Origin of the sequence: Acidipropionibacterium jensenii DSM 20535 (assembly GCF_000425285.1) — a bacterium.
GTDB classification, from domain to species: domain Bacteria; phylum Actinomycetota; class Actinomycetes; order Propionibacteriales; family Propionibacteriaceae; genus Acidipropionibacterium; species Acidipropionibacterium jensenii.
In genome coordinates this window covers 22,478-47,888 of record NZ_AUDD01000013.1, presented here as the reverse complement: position 1 = coordinate 47,888, position 25,411 = coordinate 22,478, and the positions used below count along the sequence as shown (strand labels likewise).

Here is a 25,411-nt window from a genome sequence, read left to right as displayed (position 1 = left end):
GAGAGCCGGGCTGCCGGCCCTCAGGCCCGGATGTCGGTGATGACCGCCAGCACGGAACGGCACCGTTCCCGCAGGGAGGGCAGGGTGCCGCCGCGGCAGGCGTCGCCGACCAGGGTGTCGTCCAAGCAGACCGCCGGGGCGCCGGCCATCAGCCAGTTGCGCATCGCGTAACTCCCCACACCGCCACGCGGCACGCAGACGGCTCCCGGAGCCAGCGCCGCCAGGCTCTCCCCGTAGGTCGCCCCGCCCAGATCGGCCGGGATCACCTGGACCGCGTCGGCGCCGGCCGCCCAGGCCGCCCTCACCTCGATGGGGGTCAGCGCGTCGGGGGCGGCGGCGATCCCCGCGGCCCGCAGCTCGGCGAGCAGCTCGGGGGCGGCAGCCACCGGAAGACACATCGACACCCCGGCCGCCACCAGCGGGTCGATCTCGTCGATCGTCATGACGCCGTGCACCGCGAAACTGGCGCGGGCCCCGAAGACCGAGGTCACCGTGGTGAACCTCTCGAGATCCCCGGCCGGCAGGCTGAAGACCTTGATCCCCTCCTCGACCATCACCTCCACGGGTGCGAACAGGTCGGCGGCCGCGACATCGGGCAGCACCGCCACGATCCGCGAGGCCAGCACCGGTTCGGGGAGAGGGAGGCGCTCCACCGTCGGCGCCGGATCAGAACTCATGGCCCCCATCATGCCGACGCGCGCTCGGCGGGCCCAAACCGACCCTGGGTGTCCGGGGCCTTCCGCGGTTCCCTCTCTCGTGCCCGCTGCTCGCCTCTTCCCCGGTCCTCTCTCCTCTGCCACTCTCCCCTCCCGGACGTTCCTGTCAGACGGGTCCGATAGCGTGGGCCAGACCCTGTGCGGCAACCCTGAGGAGAGATCGTGCGACTGGCCGAGGCACTCGATGACATGGTCGACGGCCGTCCCCCTGTCGAGACCGACCGGGGGGAGCGTCCCCGCGGCTGGGACTCCCCCGGCGCCCGGGCGATCGATCCGGACATGGCGATCGACCACCTGGAGAGGGCGGTCGCCGCCGACGGCCTGGAGATGTACGAGCACCAGGAGGAGGCGATCCTCGACATCGTCACCGGCTCCCATGTCATCGTCACCACCCCGACCGGGTCGGGGAAGTCGCTGATCGCCACCGCGGCCCACTTCGCCTGTGTGGCCGGCGGCGGCTGCTCCTACTACACCGCCCCCATCAAGGCCCTGGTGAGCGAGAAGTTCTTCTCCCTGTGCGAGATCTTCGGGGCCGCCCGGGTGGGAATGGTCACCGGCGACGCCTCGGTGAACCCCGACGCCCCGATCATCTGCTGCACCGCCGAGATCCTGGCGAACATCGCCCTGCGCGAGGGCCGTCACGCCGCGGTCGACCAGGTCGTGATGGACGAGTTCCACTTCATCGGCGACCCGGACCGCGGCTGGGCCTGGCAGGTGCCCCTCACCGAGCTGCCCCAGGCCCAGCAGATCATCATGAGCGCCACCCTGGGCGACGTCTCCCAGCTCGCCGAGAACCTCACCACCGACACCGGACGGCCCACCGAGATCATCACCGGGGTGACCCGGCCCGTCCCGCTGCTCTACGAGTGGTCGATGGAGTCCGACCACGACACCATCGCGAACCTGGTCGACGACGGGAAGGCGCCGGTCTACATCGTCCATCCCTCCCAGCGGCTCGCCCTGGAGCGCGCCCAGTCGCTCACCTCGATGAAGCTGGTGAGCACCGAGGAGCGCCACGCCATCGCCGCCGAGATCGCCGACTTCCGGTTCTCGAAGGGGTTCGGCTCGACGGTCCGCAAGTTCATCACGGCGGGGATCGGCGTCCACCACGCCGGGATGCTCCCGAAGTACCGGCGTCTGGTGGAGACCCTGGCCCAGCAGGGACGGCTCAAGGTGATCTGCGGCACCGACACCCTGGGGGTCGGCATCAATGTGCCGATCCGCACGGTGATGTTCACCGCCCTCACCAAGTTCGACGGCTCCCGGATGCGGGTGCTGAAGTCCCGCGAGTTCCACCAGATCGCCGGGCGGGCCGGTCGCGCCGGGTTCGACACCGTCGGCTACGTCGTCGCGCAGGCTCCCGAGCACGTCGTCGCCAATGCCAAGGCCTTGGCCAAGGCCGGCGGGGACGCCAAGAAGGCCCGCCGGATCCAGAAGCACAAGGCCCCCGACGGGTTCGTCAACTACGACGAGGAGACCTTCCGCAAGCTCATCGACTCGACCCCCGAGACCCTGCACGCCCGGATGCGGATCACCGACGCGATGCTGCTCAACCTGCTGTCGCGCGACGAGGACACCGTGGTCGCCGCCAAGCACCTCATCGACGGGGCGACGAGCAACCCGCGGGAGAGACGCCGTCTCTACCGTCGGTCCCTCCAGCTGGGCCACGCTCTGCTGGTCTCCGGGGTGGTGCACCGGCTCGACGAGCCGACCCCGGGCGGGCGCCGCTACGCCATGAACGAGGACCTGCAGGAGGACTTCGCCCTCAACCAGCCGTTGAGCTCCTTCGCCGCCGAGGCCATCGAGACCCTGGACCCGGAGTCCGAGAACCACGCCCTGGACGTCGTCTCGGTGATCGAGGCCACCCTCGACAACCCGATGACCCTGCTCTTCGCCCAGCAGCACGAGGCCCGCGGCGAGGCGATCGGCGAGATGAAGGCCGACGGGATGGACTACGAGGAGCGGATGGACGCCCTCGAGGAGGTCGAGTGGCCCAAGCCGCTGGCCGAGACCCTGGACGCCCTGTTCGAGATCTTCGCGCCCTCCCACCCGTGGGTGCCGGCCGACGCCCTGTCCCCCAAGTCGATCGTCCGCGACATGTACGAGCGGGCGATGACCTTCGGCGAGTTCTGCGCCTTTTACAAGGTGCAACGGTCCGAGGGGCTGGTGCTGCGCTACCTCACCGATGCCTTCCGGGCGCTGCGTCAGACGGTGCCGGAGGCCGAGCAGACCGAGGATCTGGCCGACATCGTCGCCTGGCTGGGGGAAGTGATCCGCACCACCGACTCCTCCCTCATCGACGAGTGGGAGGCGCTGACCCATCCACCCGAGGAGGAGGGGGCCGAGGAGGTCCGTCCGGTGCGGACCTTCACCTCCAACCGGCGGGCCTTCACGGTGGCGCTGCGCAATGCGATGTTCCGCAAGGTGATTTTGGCCGCCGACGACGACTTCGAGGGACTGGCCGCCCTGGAGCCCGAGGGCTCCCCGATGAAGGTCCACGACTGGGAGGACGCCCTGGGCGCCTACTGGGACGAGCACGAGAAGCTCAACGACGGGCCCGACGCCCGTTCCCCGGCCCTGTTCATGGTCGAGAAGGAGTCCGGCCGGGGCGGTTCGCGGATCTGGCTGGTGCGCCAGATCATCGACGATCCCGAGGGCAACCACGACTGGTCGATCGCCGCCACGGTGGATCTCGACGAGTGCGACGACGCCGACGAGCTCGTCCTGCGGACCCGGGCCTTCGCCCGGATGGACTGACAGAAACAGCACTGACCTGATTGATCCGGTGCGGATCTCCCCGGAGCGGGCCGGTCCGGGCCGAACCGCCGGAGCCGCAGCGCCCGATGAGCCGGTTGTCCGAGCGAACCGCGGGTCCAGGCGGCAGGATGGGACCCACTCCACGAGGAAGGACGAGTCGACATGGAACTCACCAGCACCTCCATCACCGACGGCGAGCCGATCGGTCTGACCTACGCGCACCCCAATGTGGGCGGCAGCAATGTCATCCCCCAGCTGTCCTGGACACCGGGACCGGAGGGCACCAGGTCCTACGCCATCACCATCTACGACCCCGATGCACCGACCGGGTCGGGATTCTGGCACTGGATCCTCGCCGACATCCCGGCCGACGTCACCGAGATTCCCGAGGGCGGTCCGCTGCCGTCGGGTGCGCGCCAGTGGGTCAATGACGCCCAGGAGGACGGCTACTCCGGCCCCTTCCCGCCGCCCGGTCCGGCGCACCGCTACATCCACACCGTCCACGCCCTGCCGACCGCACGGCTAGCGGCACCCGACGACGCCGCCAATGTGCAGGTCCGGTTCGCCATCCGCACCAGCGAGCTGGACTCGACGAGCATCACGGGCACCTTCATCGTCGACTGAGGACTCCCACCGCTCCTCTGGGACCGACACGGGTAGCGCTGGCGACGACTGGTTGACTGGGGCCATGGCTTCCCGACTGCACTCCCTGCTGCACCACCACCTCGGGAAGCCGGCTCGACTCATCAGTCTGGTGCTGGCACTGAGTCTGCTCGCCGCCCCGGCGGCCGCCGCCGACCCCGGCGACTCGAGTGGCTCGGACAGCTCGGGCGGTTCGGGCAGCTCGGTCGCCCAGGACTCCCCGGCCGGGCCGGCCCCTGCGTCCTCGACCGGGGCATCCCCATCTGGATCCTCTTCAGCCCGGCCCTCTGCGGTCGGGGCCGGCGCGGCGTCCGGCAAGGGGTGGCGAGGGGTGCCGGTGTCCTCGGCCAGGGCGTCCAGCCAGCCCTGCGCCTCACTGATGTTCGTGGGGGTGCGCGGCTCCGGTGAGAAGGCCCCCTACGGGACCACCATCACCGGCATCCGCGACGCCCTGGCGAGTCGATGGCAAGGGCGCGGGACGGTCCGTCAGGTCTGGCTCGACTACCAGGCGTCCGACCCGCTGACCCTGCGGAACGCCTCGATGAGCTCCCTGCTGTTCGACCAGACGATGCCCTCGACCGAGTACTTCGACTCCGCCGCCACCGGTGCGACGCGGCTGTCGGCCCTGCTCACCAGCCAGTCGAAGCGCTGCCCCCGGGAGTGGGTGGTGCTCGCCGGATTCTCCCAGGGTGCCCAGGCGATCACCGAGGCGCTGGCCCGCACCGACGTCAGCACCCGGTTGGCCGGGGCGATCCTGGCCGGCAATCCCGACCATCATCCGGGCCAGAACGTCCAGGAGCTCTCCGGGACGGCCCCGCTCAACTCGATCGGGCTGGCGGCCCTGCTGTACTACCTCAGGGGACAGGTCGGCACCGCCGGCGAGAACCGCGGCGCCCAGGTGAGGACTCTCATCCAGACCACGATCGACGTCCACAAGGGATCCTTCGACATGTCGGCGGCGCGCACCGACATCGCCGACCATCAGGCTCTGATACCGGCGACGGCATATCCGGGGACCTTCTCGATCTGCCTGGCCGGGGACCCGGTGTGCGACGCGGCGCCGGCGATGGCGCGAATCCTCACCATGCAGTCCACCCTCGACTCCGAACTGCAGTCGGGTCTGGTGGTGCACCGGCGCTACACCCCGCAGGTGCTCAGGGCCACCCTGGACGCCGTCGCCGCGCGGGCGAATGCGGTCGGTGCGGCCGCATCCAAGGGTCGGCCGGTGCCGCGGGGTCAGACGATCGGGGTGCAGTCAGGATCGTGGGGGCGTCCCCAGGTGCTGGTGGCGATCGGCGCCGGACTGGTCGGCCTGGCGCTGGGCATCGCCGGCGGGGTGCTGGTCGGGGTCCGGAGGTCGGGACGCCGACGGGTGCCGGTCGAGCGGGACCTCACAGACTGAACCACCACGACCCGGTGGTCATCGCCACCGCGACGTCGATCAGCAGGACGACGCCGAACCCGACCGCCGCGATGCCGACGAGCCGTCGCACCGCGGTGGCGTGGGAGCCGGTGACCTCGCCGACGAGATGTTCGACCCGTGTCGCACCGACCACCAGATAGACCACCACCAGGGTGATCAGCAGGCTGTGGCTGCACACCACCCAGATCAGCGCCTCGGTGATCGTCCAGGACCGGCGCGTCCAGCGTGCGGCGTGGACCACCATCGCCCAGAAGGCCGGATCGGCCAGCGAGGACAGTCCGACCAGCAGGCCGCTCAGCGCCAGAGCGCGCGCGCTGGAGGACCGGGGACGGGCCCGTCCGCCGGCCCGCTGATCGGTGGCCTGCTCGGGTTCACCGCCGTCACCGTCGACGCCGTCGTCTCCGCTGCCGGGGGGCGTTGAGCGTTGACGCAGGTAGACGATCCCCCAGATCACCAGGGCCAGTCCGACCGCGGCGATCGCCACCAGCCACACCGGGTGGGGGATGTGCGGGGGGTGGATGCCCATCCGCCGGGCGAGCTCGGTCAGCCCGAAGGTTCCCGCCAGGGCCAGCAGCAGGGAGGTGCCCACCGAGACCCCACCCAGCGCGATGACCCCGGCTCGCCGGGCGCCCAGGCCCAGGGCCGCGACCAGCACCACCGAACCCAGCGGGTCGAAGCCGGCAATGCCCAGGGCCAGTGCGGCGGCCAGAAGTTCGAACACGCAGTCACTGTACGCAACCGCCGTTGTCACCGCGGTTCGTGCGCTGTCGCCGCCGTTGTCACCTCCGATCGCCGTTGTCACCGCCATTCGTGCGCTGTGATCACCGTTCGTGCGCTGGGGTCGCCGGGTCCTCCACCGCGACCTGCAATTTTCCTCATCTGCCGAAGCCGTGCTATGTTTTCCGGGTTGGGTTCGCACGGCGGGTCCATGCGCGAGTGGCGGAATGGCAGACGCGCTGGCTTCAGGTGCCAGTGTCCCTTGGGACGTGGAGGTTCAACTCCTCTCTCGCGCACACGATGCGAATGGCTCGTGACCGGATGAAGATCTGGTCACGAGCCATTCGCCGTTTCTGGCAACGTTGGGGACCCGGGTCGGCAGCCGTCGGACGACCACTCGTGGATAGGGTCGGGATTGACGCTTTCCCCTTCTCACCTCGCACTCGGGAGGATCCGATGAAGTACCGCAAGCTCGGCCCCTACCAGGCCAGCGCCATCTCCTACGGCAACATGCCGCTGGCGATCGAGGGACGCCCCGACCGGGCGACCGCGATCTCCGTGATTCACGACGTCCTGGACGCCGGCGTCACCCACATCGACACCGCCTGGGCCTACTATCCCTCCGGCGACACCCCGCAGTACGGCGAGGAGCTGGCCGCCGAGGCGCTGCGCACCTGGTCGGGGGACCAGTCGCGGGTCACCATCGCGACCAAGGTCGGTCACTTCCGCAACTTCACCGACGGCAGGCCCACCTGGGGGATCGATGACGATCCCGACCATCTCAAGGAGCGCGCCCACGAGTCGGCCCGCGCGCTGGGGGTCGACACCATCGATCTGCTGTACTCCCACCGTCCCAGCCCCGACGTCCCCTACGAGAAGGTGATCGGCGCGCTGGCCGACCTCATCGACGAGGAGGTGGCCTCGGTGGTCGGCATCTCCAACGCCAATCCCGACCAGATTCGTCTGGCCCACCGGATCCTCGGGGACCGGCTGGTCGCGGTGCAGAACCAGTTCTCCCCCGGCTTCCGCAGCTCGGAGCCCGAGATCGAGGTCACCGGGGAGCTCGGCCTGGCATTCGTGGCGTGGAGCCCGCTGGGCGGGTACCGGGCGGCCCTCGACCAGGCGCTCTTCGAACCCTTCCAGAAGATCGCCGATGCCCGCTCCGTCAGCCGCGCCCAGGTGATTCTGGCCTGGGAGCTGACGAAGGGACCGCACGTCATCCCGATTCCCGGATCGCACCGCAGCGCGACCATCCTGGACTCCCTCAGGGCCACCGACCTGGAGCTCACCGAGGAGGAGCTGGCGGTCCTGGGCTGAGTGTCGTCCAGCCAGTTCGAGACGCTGGGCTGAGCGCCGCTCGACTGCGGCCTCAGCCCAGCGTCATCCCCAGTCCCGCCGCCAGCAGGCAGAGCACCAGCATCCCGCCGGCATGCACCAGCCCGACCCACGGTCGGCCCACCAGGATGAGCCGCGCCCCCTCCACCGAGGCGGTGCTGAAGGTCGAGTAGCCGCCGCAGAACCCGGTGCCGATCACCGACGTCCAGGACCGCGTCATGGTGTGGTCGATCCCCATCCCGGTGGCCAGGCCGAGGATGAAGCAGGCGGTCACATTGATGACGATGGTGCCCAGCGGCGTGTTGAAACGGTTGTGACGGGCGACCCACGAGTCGACGATGAACCGGGCGGCAGATCCCAGCCCACCGGCCAGAGAGACGAACAACCAGATCATCGGCTCTCCCCCGTCCTGGCGCGGTCACGCCGACCGGCCGACCGGGACACGAACCAGCGCGCCAGCACGATCCCCCCGATGGCGCACAGCACCCCGGCGACCACCGACCCGACCGCATAGCCCAGACCGAGCAGCGGCGAACCGCCGCCGATCAACCGGTCGGCCTCCACCGCGAAGGTCGAGTAGGTGGTGAACCCGCCGATCACTCCGGTGCCCACCCCCAGCCTCACCGCCTTGCGGGCTCCGACGTCGTCCCCGGTGCGCGCCAGCCCCTCGAGCAGTGCACCCAGCACCACCGAGCCGACCAGGTTGATGGCCAGGGTGGTCACCGGGAGGTCGCCGTGCGGGGCGGCCGCGGCGCTCTCCAGCACCGCCCGCAGGAGTGTCCCGAGGCAGCCGCCCGCCCCGACCAGCACGGCCAGCGCCCAGGTGGGGGTGACACGCCGTTGCAGTTGACCCGCTCCCCCGGCGCCGGTCGGAGGTCGGTGCCTGATGCCCGCCGTGGTCTCTTCCCGGCGGTCCGGGCGATCGTCCCCGTCGTCCGGCGTGTCGGGTGCTCCCGATGTCATCGCCTCCACGGTGTGCGCCAATCCTTCCAGTCGATCGTCTCGACCGGCACGGTGAGCACCGGCCGGTGCTGGTGGTGGGCCAGATGGCCGGCCACCGACCCCTCCAGGAGTTCGCCGAAACGGTGTCCGCCCCGGGAGTGGCGGGTTCCGATGACGATCACGGAGGCGTCCAGGACTCGCGCCAGATGGGTGAGGGACCGGTCGGGTCGGCCCGCCAGGTACCACAGCTTCCAGGAGGTCCCGGACCCAGCCAGCACCTCGCCGATCTGGGTCTCGAGTTCGGCGCGCACCCTGTGCCAGTCCTCGACATCGGCGTCGGGGCTCAGCGGGGCGTGGTGCACCGATCCGTCGGGCAACTCCTCGACGGTGTACCGGCTGGTGTCGACATAGGCCAACTGAACGACCGACTGGCCTACCGCGGCGACCAATCGCGCTGCAGTCACCACGACGAGCGGGTTCTGGTCGGGGACCACTGCGGCCAGGACGGGCCCCGATCTGAAGTCGACCATTCTGTCCAGGCCGGGCTGCGGCACCGGGCCGATGTCTGAGTCTGCCATCTGCCACCTCACCATCCGGCGGGCCGGGCGCCCGCCTCCTGAAGACTGCGCGGACACAGTCCTCCCATGAGACAGGGCCCATCAGCACATGGCGGTTCGTGGCCGACATCTCGTCGCTCGGTCACGGGTGGGGTCCATCGCCCTCGGGGTCGTGCGGCGGTTGACCCGCCTCGAGATGACCCCGGCAACACCTTAGACGGGTTGCACCGGGGACCGCCGAGGGGTGAGACCGCGGAATCGCGTCTCCGTGGGCCCCTTGGTGACAGGTGCAGGGCCCTCAGCGGGCTCCCCGGAGACAGATGCAGCGCCCTCCCCGCGATGTCCCCGGGGTTTGCGCCGGCGCCAGCGCGCGTCGCCACCGTCAGATGCAGCCAAAGTGCTGGGTGCCGAACCCCCAGGTGAGCATTTCACTCACGGAAGTGGCCTCTCCGTCGCTCCCAGCGCCCCCAAGACCCGTTCCGCGAGTGAGAGTTCCACCGACGGAGCCCCTCATGACCACACCACCCGTTCCGCGAGCGAAACCTCCACATCCGCGGCCGATTCGCCCCCGTCCCTCCGATGCATCGGGTGCGCGGATGCGGCGCTTGGGGCCCGCCGCAGGCCACTGTCCGTTGTGCCTCCCAGCGGGGATATCCCTGTCGCCACTGCTACTGTTGGCAGCAGGGCGATGGAACCCGCCCGGGAGCTCTCCCGAACCGCCAAATGGCTGATGGTCCCTGCACGTCACTGCACGTGTGGGAACCGCGTGCACATTTGCTTGAGGAGTAGCAGTGCCCACCATCACTAGTCTCAACGCTCTAGAGATTCTCGATTCTCGTAGTCGCCCAACGCTCAAGGTGAAGCTGACCTTGGACGGCCGCACCCGCGCCGAGGCGCAGGTTCCGTCGGGAGCTTCCACCGGTACCCGCGAAGCCGTCGAACTGCGTGACGGCGACCAGACCCGCTTCTCCGGAATGGGCGTCCTCAAGGCGGTTCGGAATATCACCGGTCCCATTGCGAATGCAGTCATCGGCAAGTCCTTCGGGACCATAGGGGAGCTTGACCGGACGCTCATCGACCTGGATGGCACCGAGAACAAGGCAGAGCTCGGCGCGAACGCCATCCTCGGCGTCTCGATGGCCTTCACCAGAGCCCTAGCCGTATCCCAGGGCAAGGAGCTCTTTGAAGTCCTGCCGACGATCGGGTCCCAGATCCCACGTCTCCCGGTTCCTTGCTTCAACGTCCTCAACGGAGGAGTGCACGCCGCCAATCGGCTGGACTTCCAGGAGTTCATGATCTGCCCCGTTGGAATGCCGACCATCGCCAAGGCGGTGCAAGCAGGTTCGGAGATCTATGCGGTGCTCAAGAAGCAACTGGCCGCCGCGGGACACCCGGTCGGTCTTGGAGACGAAGGCGGCTTCGCGCCCGACATCACCCAGCCCGAGGAGGTGCTGGATGCTCTCGTAACAGCAATCGAGGCGGCTGGATACACACCTAGGCGCGAGGGGGTTGCGATTGCGATGGACCCCGCTTCCTCGGAGTTCCGGACCAGCGAGGGCTACTATCTCGTCGCGGAGAAGCGTTTCAGTTCTGACCAGATGATCGCGCGCTACGAAAAGATGGTCGACGACTACCCCATATGGCTTCTGGAGGACGGCTTGGCCGAGAATGACTGGGATGGTTGGCAGCGCCTCACCCAACGGCTTGGCGACCGGATTGAGTTGGTCGGTGACGACATCTTCTGCACCAATCCAGCGATCATCTCTCGGGGTATTCAGAAGGGCGTGGCCAACGCTTCACTCATTAAACTCAACCAGATCGGTAGCGTCTCGGAAACCCTGGATGCCCAGCGTACCTGCGCGGCGGCGAACTACCGGCAGTTCATGTCGCACCGTTCCGGCGAGACCCCGGACACCTTTATCGCCGATTTGGCGGTGGCGACCGGCTGTGGTCACCTCAAGGCAGGCGCCCCGGCGCGCGGTGAGCGAGTGGCGAAGTACAACAGGCTGATGGAGATCTCCGCCGAGCATCCCGAACTTCCCTACGGTCTGGGGTACTGACCAGCTGGTGAAGGTGAGAGGTTCGCTCCTCGGGGGTGGGTAGGGGCGACATGCGAACGCCCGGTCAATCACCTCCACGAGCGAGCTTCTCACCGTCTCGTCATGGGTGATCCAGTCCAACTGCGCATAAGAGGTTCCGCCGATAGGTGGGGAGCGTGTCGTTGTGGGGGTGCGGGCATGAGGCCTGCTACACACGGTTTCGACCAAGAAATCAGTGCTGCCAGGGGGTTCCTCATGCCCGCTCTTCCATCTTCCATCATCGAACCCATCTGGGACCAGTTGCACTCCCTGATTCCACCCGTGGTGGACACTCACCCCCTGGGATGCCACCGCCCCCGGGTGGATGCGCGCATCGTCTTCGACAAGCTCATCCAGGTCCTCAAGTGGGGCATCCCCTATGAGGGGATCGCGGATGAGACCTGTTCAGCCACCACGATCCGGCGGCGCAGAGATGAGTGGATTCAGGCCGGAATCTTCCAAGACCTCGAGGACCTGTGCCTGAAGGCGGCAGACAAGATGCTCGGCCTCCAACTGGAGGACCTCACCGTGGACGGGTGCATCGTGAAAGCACCGTGCGGGGGTGAAGCCGCAGGACGGAGCCCCGTTGATCGGGGCAAACAGGGCACGAAACGCTCCCTGATGATCGAAGGCCAAGGCCTGCCCATCGGGTTCGTCATCGCAGGGGCCAACCGGCCTGACTCACCACTCCTGGAAGAAACACTCCAGCAGTTGGCCCGCTTCGGGTTTGACCTGCCCCAACGGATCACTGTCCACCTCGACGCCGGTTACGACTCGAAGAAGACCCGCGACCTCTTGAACACCCTGGGGTGCGACTATGTCATCAGCAAGAAGGGCGAGCCCCTCCAAGCCGGGAAACGCTGGATGGTGGAACGCACGAACTCCTGGCACACCAGAGGCTTCCGCAAACTCCAGATCTGCACCGAGAAACGCATCCGCGTCATTGATGCGTTCATGCGCCTGGCGAACTCGGTCATCATCGTCCGCCAGCTCATCCACCGAGCCTGGACCACCCACCGCTGGAACACCCGACCCACCCGCAAACCATGACCTACCGGCGGAACCTCTAAGGTGTCGGGGTGCTGAACTCCTGGCCCGCTGAGGCCACCGCGGCGGTCATCCTCGCGATCGTTCTGGTGTTCGCGGTCGTACGCCCGAAGGATCTCCCTGAGGCAGTGCCGGCTGTCCCGGGTGCACTCCTGCTCTGCCTGTTGGGGGCCATCAGCTGGACGGAGGCCTGGTCCCAGGTCAGTCACATGCTGCCCACCATCCTCTTTCTGGCCGGTGTCCTGATGCTGTCCCACCTGTGTCAGCGCGAGGAGATGTTCGACCTCGCCGGACGGATGATGGCCAAGGGAGCCCAGGGCAGCCCGGTCAAGCTGCTGGCGCTGGTCTTCGTGACCGCATCTGTGACCACTGCTCTGCTCAGCCTGGACGCCACCATCGTGCTGCTCACCCCGGTGATCTTCACCACCGCCTCGCGGGTCGGAGCGCGGCCGAGGCCCTACGTCTACGGCACCGCCCATCTGGCCAACTCTGCCTCTCTGCTGCTCCCCGTCTCGAACCTCACGAATCTGCTGGCTCTCTCAGCGGCGGGACTGACCTTCCCCCGGTTCGCCGCACTGATGGTGGGCCCCTGGCTGGTGGCAATACTCATCGAGTACATCGCACACCGCCGTTACTTCGCCACCGACCTGTCAGTCAGCGCCGGGCTCGATGAGCAGGATGCACACGACCAGGAGGAGGACGATCGCCCCGACAGCGGTCCTCGCGAGCAGGACACTCAGGACCGGGAGACTGCGGTTCCGGTGTTCTCCCTCGTCGTTCTCGCGCTCACCCTGACCGGCTTCGTGGTGCTGTCGACTCTCGGCGCCGAGCCCTTCTGGGCAGCCCTGGTGGGAGTCCTGATCATCGCCGGAAAGAGGCTGGTGAAGAACTCGCCGAAACCCGGGGAGAGACTCGCGGAGGTCAAAGAACTCGGGTGGGCCGCCAACCCCTGGTTCCTGTTGTTCGTGATGAGCCTGAGCATCATCGTGGCCACCGTCGTCGATCACGGTGTGGCCGCCGAGATGCGCACCGTGATCCCCAGCGGGGACGGTCTGGTGAGCCTGCTCATCATCTGTCTGCTCGCTGCCCTGCTGGCCAACCTCGTCAACAACCTGCCGGCCGTCCTGGTGATGCTCCCGCTGGTCTCCGGATCGGGTCCGACCGCGGTGCTCGCCGTCCTCATCGGCGTCAATGTCGGTCCGAACCTCACCTACGTGGGTTCCCTCGCCACACTGCTGTGGCGCCGCATCGTCATCGCCCACGATCACCGGGCCGAGACTGCCGAGTTCACCCGGCTCGGCCTCATCACCGTGCCCGCCTGCCTGGTGGGATGCACTGTGGCATTGTGGGCCGCAGCCACACTCATGGGAGCGAGCTGACGATGAGAGTTACCGCCTGGATCGGCCCCGGCACCTGGCCCGCCGTCATCGATGCCCTGCGCGATCATCACCGTGCCGACCAGATCACCCTGCTGGCTGCCGCCGACGACTCGGAGGTTGTGCCGCCGGGCGTCGAGAGAGCACTGATGGGGAGGGGACGCCGCCGCCCTCCACGCGACTTCGCGCGAATGGCTCGCCAGCAGGCGGAGGATCTGCTGACCAGGGCGAGCGCCCGGCTGAGGACGGGACCTGACGGCGACACCATTGAGTCCGGCACGATGATCGTCACCGGAGTTGCCGAACGGGCGATCACCCGCGCAGTGGAGGATGCCGACTGGCTCGTGATGGCTCGCGACGGGGACCGTACCCGGCTGGGCCCGCGGAGCCTGGGACGGGCCGCCCGATTCGTCCTGGACCACGCGCCGTGCACCGTTGAACTCATCTGGTCCTCGCAGACACCAGGGATCTCCACGATCCCACCGCCTCCCCAGTAGGTGACCCCTGGGCTGAACGGCTCGCGCAATGCTGCCTGGAGTGAACACTTCACTCGCGGAAGTGGCCACCCCGTCGCTCCCAGCACCCCAGGGCCCGTTCCGCGAGTGAAACCTCCACCTCCCCGGAAACAGCGCCACAACCGAGGTCCCAGCAACGCCGCAGCCGAGGCGTCAACCGGCCAGAGCATGGCGGGCGGTGGCCAGCAGGAGTCCGGGGGTGGAACGGACATCCTGGTCGGCCCGCCAGACCAATCCGACCTCCCTGGTCCGCTCGGTGAGCAGCGGCACGAAGACCGTCCCCGCCAACTGGAGGTGCGGATCCCCCGACGGCAACAGCGCCACCCCGACCCCGGCCACCACCAGACCCACGATGGTCGACAGCTCATCGGACTCGTAGGTCACCGGAATGTCCAGTCCCTCGTCCCGGGCCACTCTCTCCAGCAGATCCCGGGAGTTCAGACCGGTCGGGGTCGAGATGAATCTCTCCCCGGCGGCCTCCGAGAGCCGGACCGCGGTACGGCCGGCCAGCGGGTGATCGACGGGGACGCACAGGGCCAGCGGCTGGCGCAGCACCTCCCGCCAAGCCAGCCCCTCCCCGGTCGGTTGCGGGGAGCACAGCGCGACATCGGACTCGTCGGCGATCACCCTCTCGAGCAGTTCAGTGCCGATCCCCTGATGGAGCCGGATCTCGGCGCGCGGGTGGTCCCGCACGAACCGGTGGATCACGAGGGGCGCCAGCCAGGTGCCCAGGGAGTGCATGAAGTCGAAGCGCACCAGCCCGGTCTCGGGGTCCAGCAGCCGACGCACCTCGGACTCCCCAAGGTCCAGCTGGGTGACAGCCGCCCGGATCCGCCGCCTCAGCACCTGACCGCGCGAGTTGAGGGCCAGCGAGCGGCCGTGACGGTCGAACAGGGTCGTCCCGATCCGGTGCTCCAGGCGGCCAAGACGCCGTGACAGGGTCGACTGCGGAACTCCCAGCACAGCTGCGGCATCCCCCACGTGCTCGGTCTCGGCGAGCTCCAGGAACCAGGACAGGTCGTCGGACAGCACATCGTCAGCTTATCCGCCATATGCATCAGAAGCGGCGTTCAAATGCATTTCCATTCGTGCAGGTGCGGACCGACAGTAGATGGGTGACGTTCCCGGCCGCTGTCCCCTCTCGCCGTTCATCGGAGGATTCCCTGTCAGGAGTCCCCCGCACCGGCGACCAGCCACTCGTCGAGGGGCTGCGCCACGGCCAGCCCTCCTACCACCGAGCCTCGCTGGCCCTGCTCTTCGCCGGCCTGGCCTCCTTCAACGCGATGTACTGCACCCAGGCCCTGATGCCCGAGCTCTCCACCGACCTGCACGCCTCCCCGGCCCAGTCCGCACTCACCGTCTCCGCCACCACCGGCATCCTGGCCCTGGCGATCCTGCCGGCATCGATCCTCTCGGAACGACTGGGCCGCGGTCGGGTCATCGTCTTCTCCGCCCTGGCCGCCACGATCGTCGGCCAGCTGCTGGCCTTCGCCCCCAGTCTCGGATGGCTGGTGGCCGGCCGCGGCCTCCAGGGGCTGCTGCTGTCGGGTGTCCCCGCGACCGCGATGGCCTGGTTGGCCCAGGAGATCCACCCCAAGGACCTGCCCAGGGCGATGGGACTCTATGTCGCCGGCAACTCGGTCGGCGGTCTCATCGGGCGACTGCTGCCCTCGGGAGTACTCCAGTTCGCGGGATGGCGCACCGCCCTGAACGTCGACATGGCGCTGGCTCTGACCTTCAGCATCGTGCTGGCCGTCATCCTTCCGAAGGAACGCCGCTTCAGGCCCAAGGCCCTCCACCTGCGCTCGGAGATCGCCACCATGGTGCGCCAGTGGCGCGACCCCCGGCTGGCCGGACTGTTCGGCGTCGGGTTCATCTTCATGGGAGTCTTCGTCTCCCTCTACAACTTCCTCGGCTACCGACTCACCGGCCGCTTCGGGATGCCGCCATCGCTGGCCGGCCTGGTCTTCCTGCTCTACCTCTTCGGCACCCTCGCCTCGGCGCGGGGCGGGCGGATGGCGGCCCAGCGCGGTCGCGGCGTGGCGATCCTGGTGGGCACCGTGCTGTGCGTGGTCGGCCTGCCGGTGGCCGCATCCGGAAGTCTGTGGATGATGCTTCCGGGAGTGGCGGCCTTCACCTACGGCTTCTTCACGGTGCACGCGGTCGCCTCCGGGTGGGTCGGTGCACTGGCACCGACCAGCCGCGGCGAGGCCTCCGGGATGTACCTCACCTGCTACTACCTGGGATCCTCCATCCTCGGCTACCTGTCGGGGCACGTCTTCCACGCCGCAGGGTGGACAGCGCTCATGATGTGGCTGCTCGGGCTGGTCCTGGTGGGTTGCGCTCTCGCCGGCATCGTCGCCCGTTCGGCACGACGCCTCGCCACGGCCTGAGCGCGACGCCACTCTGACCTCCACGACCACACGGAACCGATCGCCAGGGTGGCGCGTCCCATCTCGTAGTTGTGGGCCCAGATCCCCTGGGACTCACCGGAGACACCCTCGATCTGCCCTTCTAGGAGCCCCATGAGCCCCCTCGTCTGGACCCTGACAGTCGCCGGACTGATCGCCCTGCTCGTCATCGACTTCATGACGCACGTCCGCAAGGCGCACACGCCCAGCCTCAAGGAGGCGGCGATCTGGTCGGGGATCTTCGTGGGGGTGGCCCTGGCCTTCGGCGTCGGAGTGTGGTTCGTGGCCGGGCCCGAACTGGGCAAGGAGTACTTCGCCGGCTACGTCACCGAGAAGGCCCTCAGCGTCGACAACCTCTTCCTCTTCCTGGTCATCATGACCAGCTTCGCGGTGCCCTCCGCCAACCAGCAGAAGGTGCTGATGTTCGGGGTGGTGTTCTCCTTGATCGCCCGGACCGGGCTGATCCTGGCCGGCGCCGCGCTGGTGAACTCCTTCTCCTGGGTCTTCTACCTCTTCGGCGCCATCCTGATGGTCACCGCCGCGAGCATGCTGCGCGGTCACGGTGACGGCGAGACCGAGGCCGGCGACAATGTCATGGTCCGGTTCGCCCGGCGGTTCATCCACACCACCGACCACTACGACGGCGACCGGATGACCACCATCCATCAGGGACGCCGTGCGATGACCCCGATGATGCTCGTGATGGTCGCCATCGCCGGCACCGACGTCCTGTTCGCGGTCGACTCGATCCCCGCCATCTTCGGGCTCACCCAGAACGCCTACATCGTCTTCACCGCCACCGCCTTCTCCCTGCTGGGGCTGCGGCAGCTCTACTTCCTGCTCGACGGGCTGCTCGACAGGCTGGTCCACCTGTCCTACGGACTCGCCGTGATCCTGGGCTTCATCGGGGTCAAGCTCATCCTGCACGCCCTCCACGAGAACAAGCTGCCCTTCATCAACGGCGGCCACCCGCTCCACGTCCCGCAGATCACCACGAACGTCTCCCTGCTGGTGATCCTCGGCGTCCTCACCGTGACGGTGATCACATCCCTGCTGGCCAGCCGTCGGGCGAAGCGCAGCTCAGAGACCGAGCAGAAGGAGACTGCTGTCAACTCCGTCGCGCCTCACTCGAAATGAGTTGTGAAAGAACGTAATCTGAGGGTCGTGATGGTTTCCCGACGCAATTTCTGTGGCACCGCGGCTGGTGCGATCGCGACACTCTCGGTGGCGGCGTGCAGTGGCGCTGACTCCGACGGCCTGTCCGCCGCCAACAGCAGCGCCTCCAAGGCCGCCGCGGCCGCCAAGTTGACCTCGGCGAGCGAGTCCCTGGTGAAGGGCTCGACGCCCACCGTGCTCACGGTGAGCGAGCCGCGCACCGTGAGCGCCTCGGTTCCTCAGATCCCCCTGGCGCGCAACCTCAGTCAGGCCATCGAGGTGGTCCGGGAGCGGACCCTGCGCCAGGCGGGCTGGAACAACGCCTCGGCGGTCACCATCACCAGTTCCTACATGGGTTCCTCCACTGACGTCATCGGCATCGAGCTGCGCGCCGCGGTCACCGTCAACGGGAAGACCACCACCACCCCGACCGCGCTGTGGTACGACGCGACGATGTCGCAGACCTTCTCCCCCTCGGTGCTCATCTCCTGGCCCGGCTGGGACGCCTTCGCCAAGGCCGTCGGTGACCGCGCCGCCGCCCAGGGGCTCGACAGGGCCAAGGCCCTGAAGTCCCTCCAGGACACCGCCGCCCCCTACGGCACCGGCCCGGCGATGGGCTTCGCGGACAATGGCGGATTCGTCGTCTCCTTCCCCCCGGGCACGGTCGGCGCCGATCTGGTCCAGGTGGTCCTCGACAAGAGCGCCGTCTCCCCCGTGCTGTCGGACTACGGCAGCAAGGCGGAGGGCGCCTCGCACCATCCCAGCGTCTTCTCGGGGACGCCGTCCACCACGGTCGTCTGGTACAAGCCGCCGAAGGACCGCCCCAAGCCGGCTGACTCCCCCAATCTTCACCCGCTGCCGGGAGACTCGACCGCGGGCTCGGACCAGGCCGGCTCCTCGGCCTCGGCATCCCCCTCGGGATCGGCATCCGCTTCACCGGCCCCGAAGAAGATCCCGCACCCGACCACCGCCATCGGCATCGACTGCATCGTCCACAAGGCCGTCGCACTGACCTTCGACGACGGCCCGGGAGCCGAGACGGACAAGGTCGTCGCCGACCTCAACAAGGTCAAGGGCGGGGCCACCTTCTTCCAGATGGGCAACTCCGTCGACACCTATCCGAAGTTCACCAAGCTGGTGGCCGGCTCCGGGTTCGAGATCGGCAACCACACCGTCACCCACCCCGACCTGTCGACGCTGAGCTCCGGCGCCGTCACGCGTGAGCTCAGCGGCAACAACGCTCGGATCAAGAAGCTCATCGGCCGTGCCCCGCTGCTGCTGAGGCCTCCCTACGGCGACCACAATGCCGACGTCGACGCCGTCGCGGGATCCCTCAACATGGCGATCGTCAACTGGAGTGTCGACACCGAGGACTGGAAGACCAAGAGCACCTCGGCGACCGAGCAGAAGGTGTTCAAGGATGTGCCGATCTACACCGAGCCGATCATCCTGATGCACGACATCCACGACTTCACGGTGGCCGCCGTCCCGACGATCGTGAACACCCTCACCAAGCAGGGCTACACCCTGGTGACGGTCTCGGAGCTGACCCTCAACACCGGCGGGTTCAAGACGGCCCACTCCTACTGCCGCGGCACTTCCCTGGTGCAGGACGGCTACCTCTGCAAGGGCTGATTCCGACACGGTGTCAGCGCCGGGTTGACATGGGTTGACCCCGCGGTTGGGGCCGCATAGTCTGTGTGGTACCACGGGAACTCCCCCAGATCCCGTGATGGGGTCCACCGCGCCCTCCCCCGGCTGTGGTGGACCGCGGGAGGTCTCGAGCTTCGCGCCGAGGCCTCCCGCACTACTTTCCCCCGCCTCTCCACGAGCTGCGGAGCACTTCTCCAAAGATCCCGGCGGTCTCGTGCTGGATCCCGAGGGTCGCTGTCTGCGGAATCCTGCGGATCATCGTCCGCGGACCGCGAGGACCACCGTCTGCGGGATCCCGGAGATGGTCGCCCGCGGACCGCAATGGTCACCGCCTGCGGATCCTGCGCACCACCGGGTCGATCAGCTCGGAGATCTCGCCGATCCTCATCAGCCGGGCGACCACCACGAACACCCCGACGAAGACGATCCCGCCGGCGGCCAGGGTGAGCAGGCTGAACAGGCGTCCCTGACCGAGCATTCCCGCCGCCCAGACCACCGCGGCGGTCGGCACGCCGGAGATCACGGAGGCTGCCAGCAGCCGCAGCCACAGCGTCGAGACGCTGCGCATCCCCAGCCCGCTCACCTCGCGGGAGGCCCGCAGGATCCACACGATGGAGACGATCGTGTTGCTGATGGTCTGCGCCGCGGCCACCGTCCACAGCGCCGAGGAGGCCGGCAGGACCAGCACGAGGCTGGCCAGGATCAGCTGGGAGCCGGACAGGATGGACTGCATCACAAGGTTCTGCCGGCCGTCCTCGCGGGCGAAGCAGTAGCGCTGCTGGAGGGTGGAGATCCCGAAGGGCAGCAGGCCGATCCCCATGATGGCCACCGCCCCGGCCAGCGGCATCACCTGGTCGGGCTGGAGGGACCAGATGGTCTGGACGCCGGGAGCCGCGAGCACCGCCATGGCGATCGAGCATGGGACGACGACGACTGCGGGGGCGGTGAGTCCCCGGCGCACCAGGGAGCGCATGCCGGCGGTGTCGCCGTCGGCATTGGCCGCACTCATCCTCGGGAACAGGGCGGTGAGAATCGACACCGTGATGAGCCCGTGGGGCAGCATGAAGATGAGGAAGGCGTTGTCGTAGGCGCTGATCGAGGAGACCTCGGGGTGATGCACCCGCACGTAGGACAGCATCTTCTTGGTGGCGATCCCGACCAGCTGGGCGATGAGCAGGGCCGAGAAGGTCCACACCGTGAGCCGGGCGGCCGCCCCCAGGCCGTAGCCGCGGATCCCCCACCGGGGACGCCAGCGGAACCCGCCGCGCCACAGCGGGATGATGAGGAACAGCCCCTGGACGGCGATGCCCAGAGTGGCGGTGCCGGCCACCACCCAGATCATCTGCGGGGTCCAGCTCGCCGGGTCGCCGTGGGCGCCGAACTGCACCAGGAACCACACCAGACCGCTGATCTGGATGATGTTGGCCAGCACCGGACTCCACATGAAGGCGGCGTACTGCCCCCGGGCGTTGAGGACCTGGCCCAGGATCGCGTAGAGGCCGTAGAACAGGATCTGCGGCATGCAGATGAACCCGAAGAAGGTGGTGAGTTCGCGCGCCGGGGCCGAGCCCGAGAAGTACAGGTCCAGCAGCCACGGCGACCCGACGGTGGCGAGCAGGGTCACCGCGATCACCGCGACGAAGGAGACCGTCAGCAGCCGGTCGACGAACTCCCGGCCGCCGTCGCTGCGCTTCATCGCCTTGACGATCTGCGGGATGAGGATCGCGTTGAGGACGCCGGCCGACAGCAGGTTGAAGATGACATTGGGCAGCGTGTTGGCCGCCTGGAAGGTGTCCAGGGCCAGCGACGTCCCGAGCATCGCGGTGGTGAGCAGGGAGCTGCGGACCAGCCCGAGGATCCGCGAGACGAGGGTGCCGGCGGCCATCACGGCGCTGGCCCGTCTCAGGGACGCCGACTCCTTGGCCTCGGCCTCGGCCAGGCTGGCCCGGGCTCGGTCGGCCTCCGCCTCGGCGACCTCCAGGCCGGGCCCGGGGGTGGTGATCGGAGGGGTCTGGCCGGGTTCCAGGTCGGGCAGCTCGGACGGCAGCCCGGAGGAGCGGTGGGCGGCTGCCGGTCGCTCCTCGGGGGACTCCGCCGGGGCGGGGGCTCCGGGGGTCGCCGGTCCGGTGAGGTCGGACCCGCTGAGGTCCCGGACGTCGTCCGGGCCGGCACCCGTCCCCCACCCACCGGCCAGGTCAGTACCCGTACGGCCAGTCCCGGTGTGGGAGGTGCCGGTGTGGGAGGCGTCAGTGCCAGAGGACGCGGATCCGGGACCCGCGGTCCCCTCCCGGCCGGAGGCGCGGCGTCTGGCCTGCTGGTCGATGCGGCGGTCCAGCTCGAGCCTCTCCAGCTCCTGGATCCGCGAGGCGATATTGGCCCCGAGCATCGTGGCGTCGGGGTCGATCGAGTCGTAGACGTCGAAGGTGGGGGCCGGTGCCGGCCTCTTCTCCGGGACTCTCAGCAGGTCGTAGACGTCGGCTTCGGTCCCCGCGGCGGGTCTGCCGAAGGAGCCGCCGATGGATCCCCCGGCAGAGCCTCTGCGGGAGCCGGTGGATCCGGTCGGACCGCCGGGGAGCGAGTCCTCCACGGCGTCGTCCTCCCGTCCCTCCTGTCGGCTCCTACCGGAGCGTCGAGGCGCGCGGGAGGTCGGATCGGGCGGCTCGCCGTTCGACCCGCGTCGGGCGCTCAGCGTCCCGTCCCTGCGTAGACGACGGCCTCTCCCTCGGAGTCCAGACCGAAGGCGGTGTGGGCCACCCGGACCGCCTCGTCGACCTCCTCGGCGGCGACGACCACCGAGATCCGGATCTCGGAGGTCGAGATCATCTGGAGGTTGATCCCAGCATCGGCCAGGGCGCGGAAGAAGGTGCTGGTGACGCCGGGGTGGGAGCGCATCCCGACACCGATCACCGAGACCTTGCCGACCTGGTCGTCGTAGAGCAGCTGCTCGTAGCCGAGGGAGTTCCTCGCCGCCCGCAGCGCCTCGACGGCGGTGCGGCCGTCGGACATCGGCAGGGTGAAGGACAGGTCGGTCCGGCCGTCCATCACCCGGGAGGCGTTCTGGACGATCATGTCGATGTTGATGCCGGCGTCGGCGATGATCCCGAAGATCTGCGCCGCACGGCCGATGGCGTCGGGAATCCCGGCGATGGTGATCTTCGCCTCCGAGCGGTCGTGGGCGACCCCGGAGATGATGGCCTCTTCCATGGCTGGTCCCTTCTTGATGTCGGCGAGGTCCTTGACCCAGGTGCCCGGATTGTCGGAGAAGGAGGAGCGGACGTGCACCGGGACGTCCTCGCGGCGGGCGTACTCGACGCAGCGCAGGTGCAGGATCTTGGCGCCGCAGGCGGCCATCTCCAGCATCTCCTCGTAACTGATCTCCGGGATCCGTCGCGCCTCGGGGACGATCCGCGGATCGGCGGTGAACACCCCGTCGACGTCGGAGTAGATCTCGCAGTACTGGGCGTTGAGGGCGCTCGCCAGGGCGACCGCGGTGGTGTCGGAGGCGCCGCGTCCCAGGGTGGTGACGTCCTTGGTGGTCTGGGAGACCCCCTGGAAGCCGCACACGATGACGACGTTGCCGGCGCTCAGCGACTTCTCCACCCGGCCCGGGGTGATGTCGATGATGCGCGCATTGCCGTGCGCTGCGGTCGTGATGACCCCGGCCTGGGAGCCGGTGTAGCTGCGGGCCGGCACGCCGAGATCCGACAGCGCCATCGCCAGCAGGGCCGCCGACTGGCGCTCACCGGTGGTGAGGAGCATGTCGAGCTCGCGAGGGGCCGGCTGGGGGGAGACCTTGAGGGCCAGGTCCATCAGGTCATCTGTCGAGTCGCCCATCGCCGAGATGACGATGACCACCTCGTTGCCGGCCCGTCTGGTCGCGGCGATCCGGCGGGCAACACGTTTGATCGACTCGGCGTCGGCCACCGAGGACCCGCCAAACTTCTGGACGACGCGCGTCATCAATCCTCCCATTGGTGCGGACACCGCAGTCTATCCGGCGTCCTGCGGTGCTCGGTGCACCGGCCACTGGTCGAAGCAGAATGTACCCGCCGCAGGGAGGACCGGGCTGAACTACCCTCAACCCATGGATCCGAACCTGCGCATCGGCGACTCCGACCGTGACGCCGCGGTGGCGGCGCTGCGCGACCACCACGTCGCCGGACGGCTCACCGCCGAGGAGTTCGACGACCGGATGGCCGCCGCCCTGGCCGCCCACACCCGGGCCGACCTGGACGAGCTCTTCGGCGATCTGCCGAAGGACCCCTCCAGCCTCGTGGTGGCGACCCCGATCCCCTCGAAGGTCGAGACCTCGAACCGGCGCAAGCCCCTCGAAGTGGTCTCGGCCCTCACCTGGCCGGCGGCACTGATCTTCTGCTTCGCCACCGGCTGGCAGTGGTGGTGGGTGATCCTCATCCCGGTCTTCCTGGTCCCGGTGCTCACCGGGGGCCACAGCTCCCACCGGTCGCGGGATCGGCGCAGGCTGGAGGGCCGGTCCGACGACTCGAGCGGCAGTGAGTGACCCGGAGGGCCAGGTCGAGCGGGGTGTCATGCGGATATCCAACGCTTACGTCCATGCGGGTTACGCGGATCTCATGAGGTAGCTCAATGCCCCCGGGCACACCTGCGCCTGAATGACGCGGCCGAACCCAGTTTTCTAGCGACGTCGCCTTCGCGACCAAATAACAGCCATGATACAAACAGCGAAAGCAAGCAGAGAAAGAACGCGACGATATACCAACCCCGGAGAGTCACACAAAAGAGCGACTACAAGACAGGCCACCGAAAATACCAACAGAATTCCGGTCGAACTATTGCCCTTTCTGTCCACCAAGCTCTCACGGCTTATACTATTTTTCATTCGGACCATCCCCTTGGTGAGTCCCAGATATTTCTTCGAGAAGCGCCACTTGTCCGTCAAACGCCGCTCTTCCCTGTGGCGTGAGCTCCAGTTCAGTGAGGACCTTCCGGCCCTCTTGTATCTTGTGGACGTCAACGTAGCCTGCGCCTTCCAGCACCGATACATGTTTACTCATCAGCGCGGAGCTGATCCCTAGAATCCTTCTGAGTGCTGAGAATGAAACTGTATCCTGACGCGAAATAGCCGCAGTAATCGTAAACCGTATCGGAGATGTAAATACTTTGTCCCAGCGTTTTAATAACGTATTTGGATCAGTCATTTCATCCATAGCCGAACCCCCATGTAGAGTTGGGGAAGGATCGATACAATGCCAAGTACCACAACTAGAAAAACAAGCGGACTCGCGGATCCCGGGTGAGGCTCCAAAAGACTTGGTGCAACAGCTCCAGAGACCGCAGCAGTTCCTATGGCCATGCGTTTATTCCAGATCCTTCTAAATCTGTCAAGACTCCCGAAACCTTCGGGAAGGCCCTCTCGAAGTGCAGAAGCGACCCAACCTCCCAAGAACGACACCGCGATCCCCGAGGCCAACAGCACGAGTGCTGTCGTCCAACGCCACGACGACCCGAACATCGCAATGCTGATGATCACGAGGAGCGTCGCCTGCAGGACGGACATGCCGACCAACAGAGCTCCATATGGGCGCCGCGGCATCCGAGCCGCCTCTCGCTGCGCAGCTCTCGCCTGATCCAGACAGCTCTGGGCCATCAGTGAGCTTGGCCTCTGCATGAGCGACCTCCAGACCGTTGAATTTCCTTCAACCCTACACTCCTCGTTGACACCCCGTCACCCGAAGGATACCGTGTCCACATCTCGAGAGCATGTTCCACGAGAGACCGGGCAGCGCACCCGCACCTCATACCACTTCAACGAGGAGGCCAAGCCCCGATGAGAATTCCAGTCACGATCACAACAATGTTGGTCGGCACCATGGTTGCACTTACGTCATTCCTACCATCTGCCAGCGCCACATCGTCGCCAGATGCTGACCGTGCGACGGCTGACACTGCCACACAACTGGCCCAAACCACTGACAGTGGCCCGCATCGTGTGTCCCCAAAGACGGAGACAGTATCTCCCGGCACATACCTTATCAAATATTCATTGGATTCCGGTCATAGAACAGTAAAACTCGATCTTAGAATAGGTACTGACTACAGCCTATCAAC

At 67.7% G+C, this 25,411-nt stretch carries 20 protein-coding genes, 1 tRNA gene, 1 pseudogene and 1 riboswitch; of the genes and pseudogenes, 13 read left to right on the top strand and 9 right to left on the bottom strand.

Going from position 1 to position 25,411, the window contains the following annotated elements:
* Positions 1 to 20: 20 nt before the first annotated feature.
* A complete protein-coding gene (locus H590_RS0109400) occupies positions 21 to 686 on the bottom strand; it encodes a beta/alpha barrel domain-containing protein (protein ID WP_028703352.1) in 666 nt (221 codons plus the stop codon).
* A gap of 192 nt (positions 687 to 878) precedes the next feature.
* On the opposite strand from H590_RS0109400, the gene H590_RS0109395 reads away from it, so the two are divergent.
* The 3 genes from H590_RS0109395 to H590_RS0109385 all read left to right on the top strand — a co-directional run bounded on the left by H590_RS0109395 (position 879) and on the right by H590_RS0109385 (position 5,517).
* On the top strand, positions 879 to 3,473 hold the full coding sequence (locus tag H590_RS0109395; RefSeq protein ID WP_028703351.1) for a DEAD/DEAH box helicase: 2,595 nt from the start codon (positions 879 to 881) through the stop codon (positions 3,471 to 3,473).
* Between the two features lie 162 nt (positions 3,474 to 3,635).
* Positions 3,636 to 4,097 carry a YbhB/YbcL family Raf kinase inhibitor-like protein gene (locus H590_RS0109390; protein WP_028703350.1) on the top strand — a complete coding sequence of 154 codons (462 nt, stop codon included), beginning with the start codon at positions 3,636 to 3,638 and terminating at the stop codon, positions 4,095 to 4,097.
* Between the two features lie 64 nt (positions 4,098 to 4,161).
* On the top strand, positions 4,162 to 5,517 hold the full coding sequence (locus tag H590_RS0109385) for a cutinase family protein (protein WP_084149413.1): 1,356 nt from the start codon (positions 4,162 to 4,164) through the stop codon (positions 5,515 to 5,517).
* On the opposite strand, the gene H590_RS0109380 is transcribed toward H590_RS0109385, so the two are convergent.
* Positions 5,507 to 6,259 carry a hypothetical protein gene (locus tag H590_RS0109380; protein WP_028703348.1) on the bottom strand — a complete coding sequence of 251 codons (753 nt, stop codon included), beginning with the start codon at positions 6,257 to 6,259 and terminating at the stop codon, positions 5,507 to 5,509. The two genes, H590_RS0109385 and H590_RS0109380, sit on opposite strands and share 11 nt — an antisense overlap.
* Before the next feature lie 209 nt (positions 6,260 to 6,468).
* Here H590_RS0109380 and H590_RS0109375 point away from each other — a divergent pair.
* Both H590_RS0109375 and H590_RS0109370 read left to right on the top strand, forming a co-directional pair.
* Positions 6,469 to 6,551, top strand: a tRNA-Leu gene (locus H590_RS0109375).
* A 160-nt stretch (positions 6,552 to 6,711) separates the two neighbouring features.
* A complete protein-coding gene (locus H590_RS0109370) occupies positions 6,712 to 7,572 on the top strand; it encodes an aldo/keto reductase (protein WP_028703347.1) in 861 nt (286 codons plus the stop codon).
* Between the two features lie 52 nt (positions 7,573 to 7,624).
* Here the strand turns inward: H590_RS0109370 and H590_RS0109365 are convergent, their stop codons facing one another.
* Genes H590_RS0109365 through H590_RS0109355 form a run of 3 tightly spaced genes read right to left on the bottom strand, consistent with a single transcriptional unit; the run spans position 7,625 to position 9,110 of the window.
* The gene (locus H590_RS0109365; RefSeq protein WP_028703346.1) at positions 7,625 to 7,984 is read right to left on the bottom strand and encodes a fluoride efflux transporter FluC; all 360 of its coding nucleotides are present in this window, start codon (positions 7,982 to 7,984) and stop codon (positions 7,625 to 7,627) included.
* A complete protein-coding gene (locus tag H590_RS15930; protein ID WP_084149423.1) occupies positions 7,981 to 8,553 on the bottom strand; it encodes a fluoride efflux transporter FluC in 573 nt (190 codons plus the stop codon). Before H590_RS15930 ends, H590_RS0109365 begins: the two co-directional genes overlap by 4 nt.
* Positions 8,550 to 9,110: a universal stress protein gene (locus H590_RS0109355; protein ID WP_028703345.1), complete on the bottom strand. Its 561-nt coding sequence runs from the start codon at positions 9,108 to 9,110 to the stop codon at positions 8,550 to 8,552. The genes H590_RS15930 and H590_RS0109355 overlap by 4 nt, the downstream gene beginning before the upstream one ends.
* Before the next feature lie 654 nt (positions 9,111 to 9,764).
* Positions 9,765 to 9,836: riboswitch (Fluoride riboswitch) on the top strand.
* A 44-nt stretch (positions 9,837 to 9,880) separates the two neighbouring features.
* Here H590_RS0109355 and eno point away from each other — a divergent pair.
* The 4 genes and pseudogenes from eno (at position 9,881) to H590_RS0109335 (ending at position 14,087) form a co-directional block, all read left to right on the top strand.
* A complete protein-coding gene (gene eno / locus H590_RS0109350) occupies positions 9,881 to 11,149 on the top strand; it encodes a phosphopyruvate hydratase (protein WP_028703344.1) in 1,269 nt (422 codons plus the stop codon).
* Between the two features lie 234 nt (positions 11,150 to 11,383).
* Positions 11,384 to 12,217: an IS5 family transposase gene (locus H590_RS0109345; protein WP_028703343.1), complete on the top strand. Its 834-nt coding sequence runs from the start codon at positions 11,384 to 11,386 to the stop codon at positions 12,215 to 12,217.
* Positions 12,218 to 12,246: 29 nt separating this feature from the next.
* A pseudogene (locus H590_RS0109340) lies at positions 12,247 to 13,488 on the top strand (SLC13 family permease); the annotation flags it as partial.
* A 107-nt stretch (positions 13,489 to 13,595) separates the two neighbouring features.
* Positions 13,596 to 14,087: a universal stress protein gene (locus H590_RS0109335; protein ID WP_028703341.1), complete on the top strand. Its 492-nt coding sequence runs from the start codon at positions 13,596 to 13,598 to the stop codon at positions 14,085 to 14,087.
* A 171-nt stretch (positions 14,088 to 14,258) separates the two neighbouring features.
* Here the strand turns inward: H590_RS0109335 and H590_RS15925 are convergent, their stop codons facing one another.
* The gene (locus tag H590_RS15925) at positions 14,259 to 15,137 is read right to left on the bottom strand and encodes a LysR family transcriptional regulator (RefSeq protein ID WP_051238411.1); all 879 of its coding nucleotides are present in this window, start codon (positions 15,135 to 15,137) and stop codon (positions 14,259 to 14,261) included.
* An 83-nt stretch (positions 15,138 to 15,220) separates the two neighbouring features.
* Between H590_RS15925 and H590_RS0109325 the strand changes: the two genes are divergently transcribed.
* The 3 genes from H590_RS0109325 (at position 15,221) to H590_RS0109315 (ending at position 19,306) form a co-directional block, all read left to right on the top strand.
* A complete protein-coding gene (locus tag H590_RS0109325) occupies positions 15,221 to 16,498 on the top strand; it encodes an MFS transporter (RefSeq protein ID WP_232020998.1) in 1,278 nt (425 codons plus the stop codon).
* Between the two features lie 132 nt (positions 16,499 to 16,630).
* Complete coding sequence (locus H590_RS15920; RefSeq protein WP_036981835.1) at positions 16,631 to 17,653, top strand: TerC family protein; 1,023 nt, start codon at positions 16,631 to 16,633, stop codon at positions 17,651 to 17,653.
* Between the two features lie 30 nt (positions 17,654 to 17,683).
* Positions 17,684 to 19,306, top strand: coding sequence for a polysaccharide deacetylase family protein (locus H590_RS0109315; protein WP_051238409.1), 1,623 nt, complete (start codon positions 17,684 to 17,686; stop codon positions 19,304 to 19,306).
* Positions 19,307 to 19,649: 343 nt separating this feature from the next.
* Here the strand turns inward: H590_RS0109315 and murJ are convergent, their stop codons facing one another.
* Both murJ and H590_RS0109305 read right to left on the bottom strand, forming a co-directional pair.
* Complete coding sequence (gene murJ / locus H590_RS15915; protein ID WP_331855828.1) at positions 19,650 to 21,911, bottom strand: murein biosynthesis integral membrane protein MurJ; 2,262 nt, start codon at positions 21,909 to 21,911, stop codon at positions 19,650 to 19,652.
* A 98-nt stretch (positions 21,912 to 22,009) separates the two neighbouring features.
* A complete protein-coding gene (locus H590_RS0109305; protein ID WP_028703338.1) occupies positions 22,010 to 23,284 on the bottom strand; it encodes an aspartate kinase in 1,275 nt (424 codons plus the stop codon).
* 124 nt (positions 23,285 to 23,408) lie between these two features.
* On the opposite strand from H590_RS0109305, the gene H590_RS18660 reads away from it, so the two are divergent.
* Positions 23,409 to 23,843, top strand: a complete 435-nt coding sequence (locus H590_RS18660) for a DUF1707 SHOCT-like domain-containing protein (protein ID WP_051232740.1) — start codon at positions 23,409 to 23,411, stop codon at positions 23,841 to 23,843.
* 328 nt (positions 23,844 to 24,171) lie between these two features.
* On the opposite strand, the gene H590_RS17950 is transcribed toward H590_RS18660, so the two are convergent.
* The gene (locus H590_RS17950) at positions 24,172 to 24,510 is read right to left on the bottom strand and encodes a transcriptional regulator (RefSeq protein WP_084149411.1); all 339 of its coding nucleotides are present in this window, start codon (positions 24,508 to 24,510) and stop codon (positions 24,172 to 24,174) included.
* Positions 24,511 to 25,411: the final 901 nt, after the last annotated feature.

Coding starts and splice junctions, on each gene's coding strand:
- H590_RS17950 (WP_084149411.1), bottom strand. CDS start 24,510: ATGGATGAAATGACTGATCCAAATACGTTATTAAAACGCTGGGACAAA.
- H590_RS15920 (WP_036981835.1), top strand. CDS start 16,631: ATGAGCCCCCTCGTCTGGACCCTGACAGTCGCCGGACTGATCGCCCTG.
- H590_RS0109345 (WP_028703343.1), top strand. CDS start 11,384: ATGCCCGCTCTTCCATCTTCCATCATCGAACCCATCTGGGACCAGTTG.
- H590_RS0109390 (WP_028703350.1), top strand. CDS start 3,636: ATGGAACTCACCAGCACCTCCATCACCGACGGCGAGCCGATCGGTCTG.
- H590_RS0109315 (WP_051238409.1), top strand. CDS start 17,684: ATGGTTTCCCGACGCAATTTCTGTGGCACCGCGGCTGGTGCGATCGCG.
- H590_RS0109385 (WP_084149413.1), top strand. CDS start 4,162: ATGGCTTCCCGACTGCACTCCCTGCTGCACCACCACCTCGGGAAGCCG.
- H590_RS0109355 (WP_028703345.1), bottom strand. CDS start 9,110: ATGGCAGACTCAGACATCGGCCCGGTGCCGCAGCCCGGCCTGGACAGA.
- H590_RS0109370 (WP_028703347.1), top strand. CDS start 6,712: ATGAAGTACCGCAAGCTCGGCCCCTACCAGGCCAGCGCCATCTCCTAC.
- H590_RS0109365 (WP_028703346.1), bottom strand. CDS start 7,984: ATGATCTGGTTGTTCGTCTCTCTGGCCGGTGGGCTGGGATCTGCCGCC.
- H590_RS0109305 (WP_028703338.1), bottom strand. CDS start 23,284: ATGACGCGCGTCGTCCAGAAGTTTGGCGGGTCCTCGGTGGCCGACGCC.
- H590_RS18660 (WP_051232740.1), top strand. CDS start 23,409: ATGGATCCGAACCTGCGCATCGGCGACTCCGACCGTGACGCCGCGGTG.
- H590_RS15930 (WP_084149423.1), bottom strand. CDS start 8,553: ATGACATCGGGAGCACCCGACACGCCGGACGACGGGGACGATCGCCCG.
- H590_RS0109400 (WP_028703352.1), bottom strand. CDS start 686: ATGGGGGCCATGAGTTCTGATCCGGCGCCGACGGTGGAGCGCCTCCCT.
- H590_RS0109335 (WP_028703341.1), top strand. CDS start 13,596: ATGAGAGTTACCGCCTGGATCGGCCCCGGCACCTGGCCCGCCGTCATC.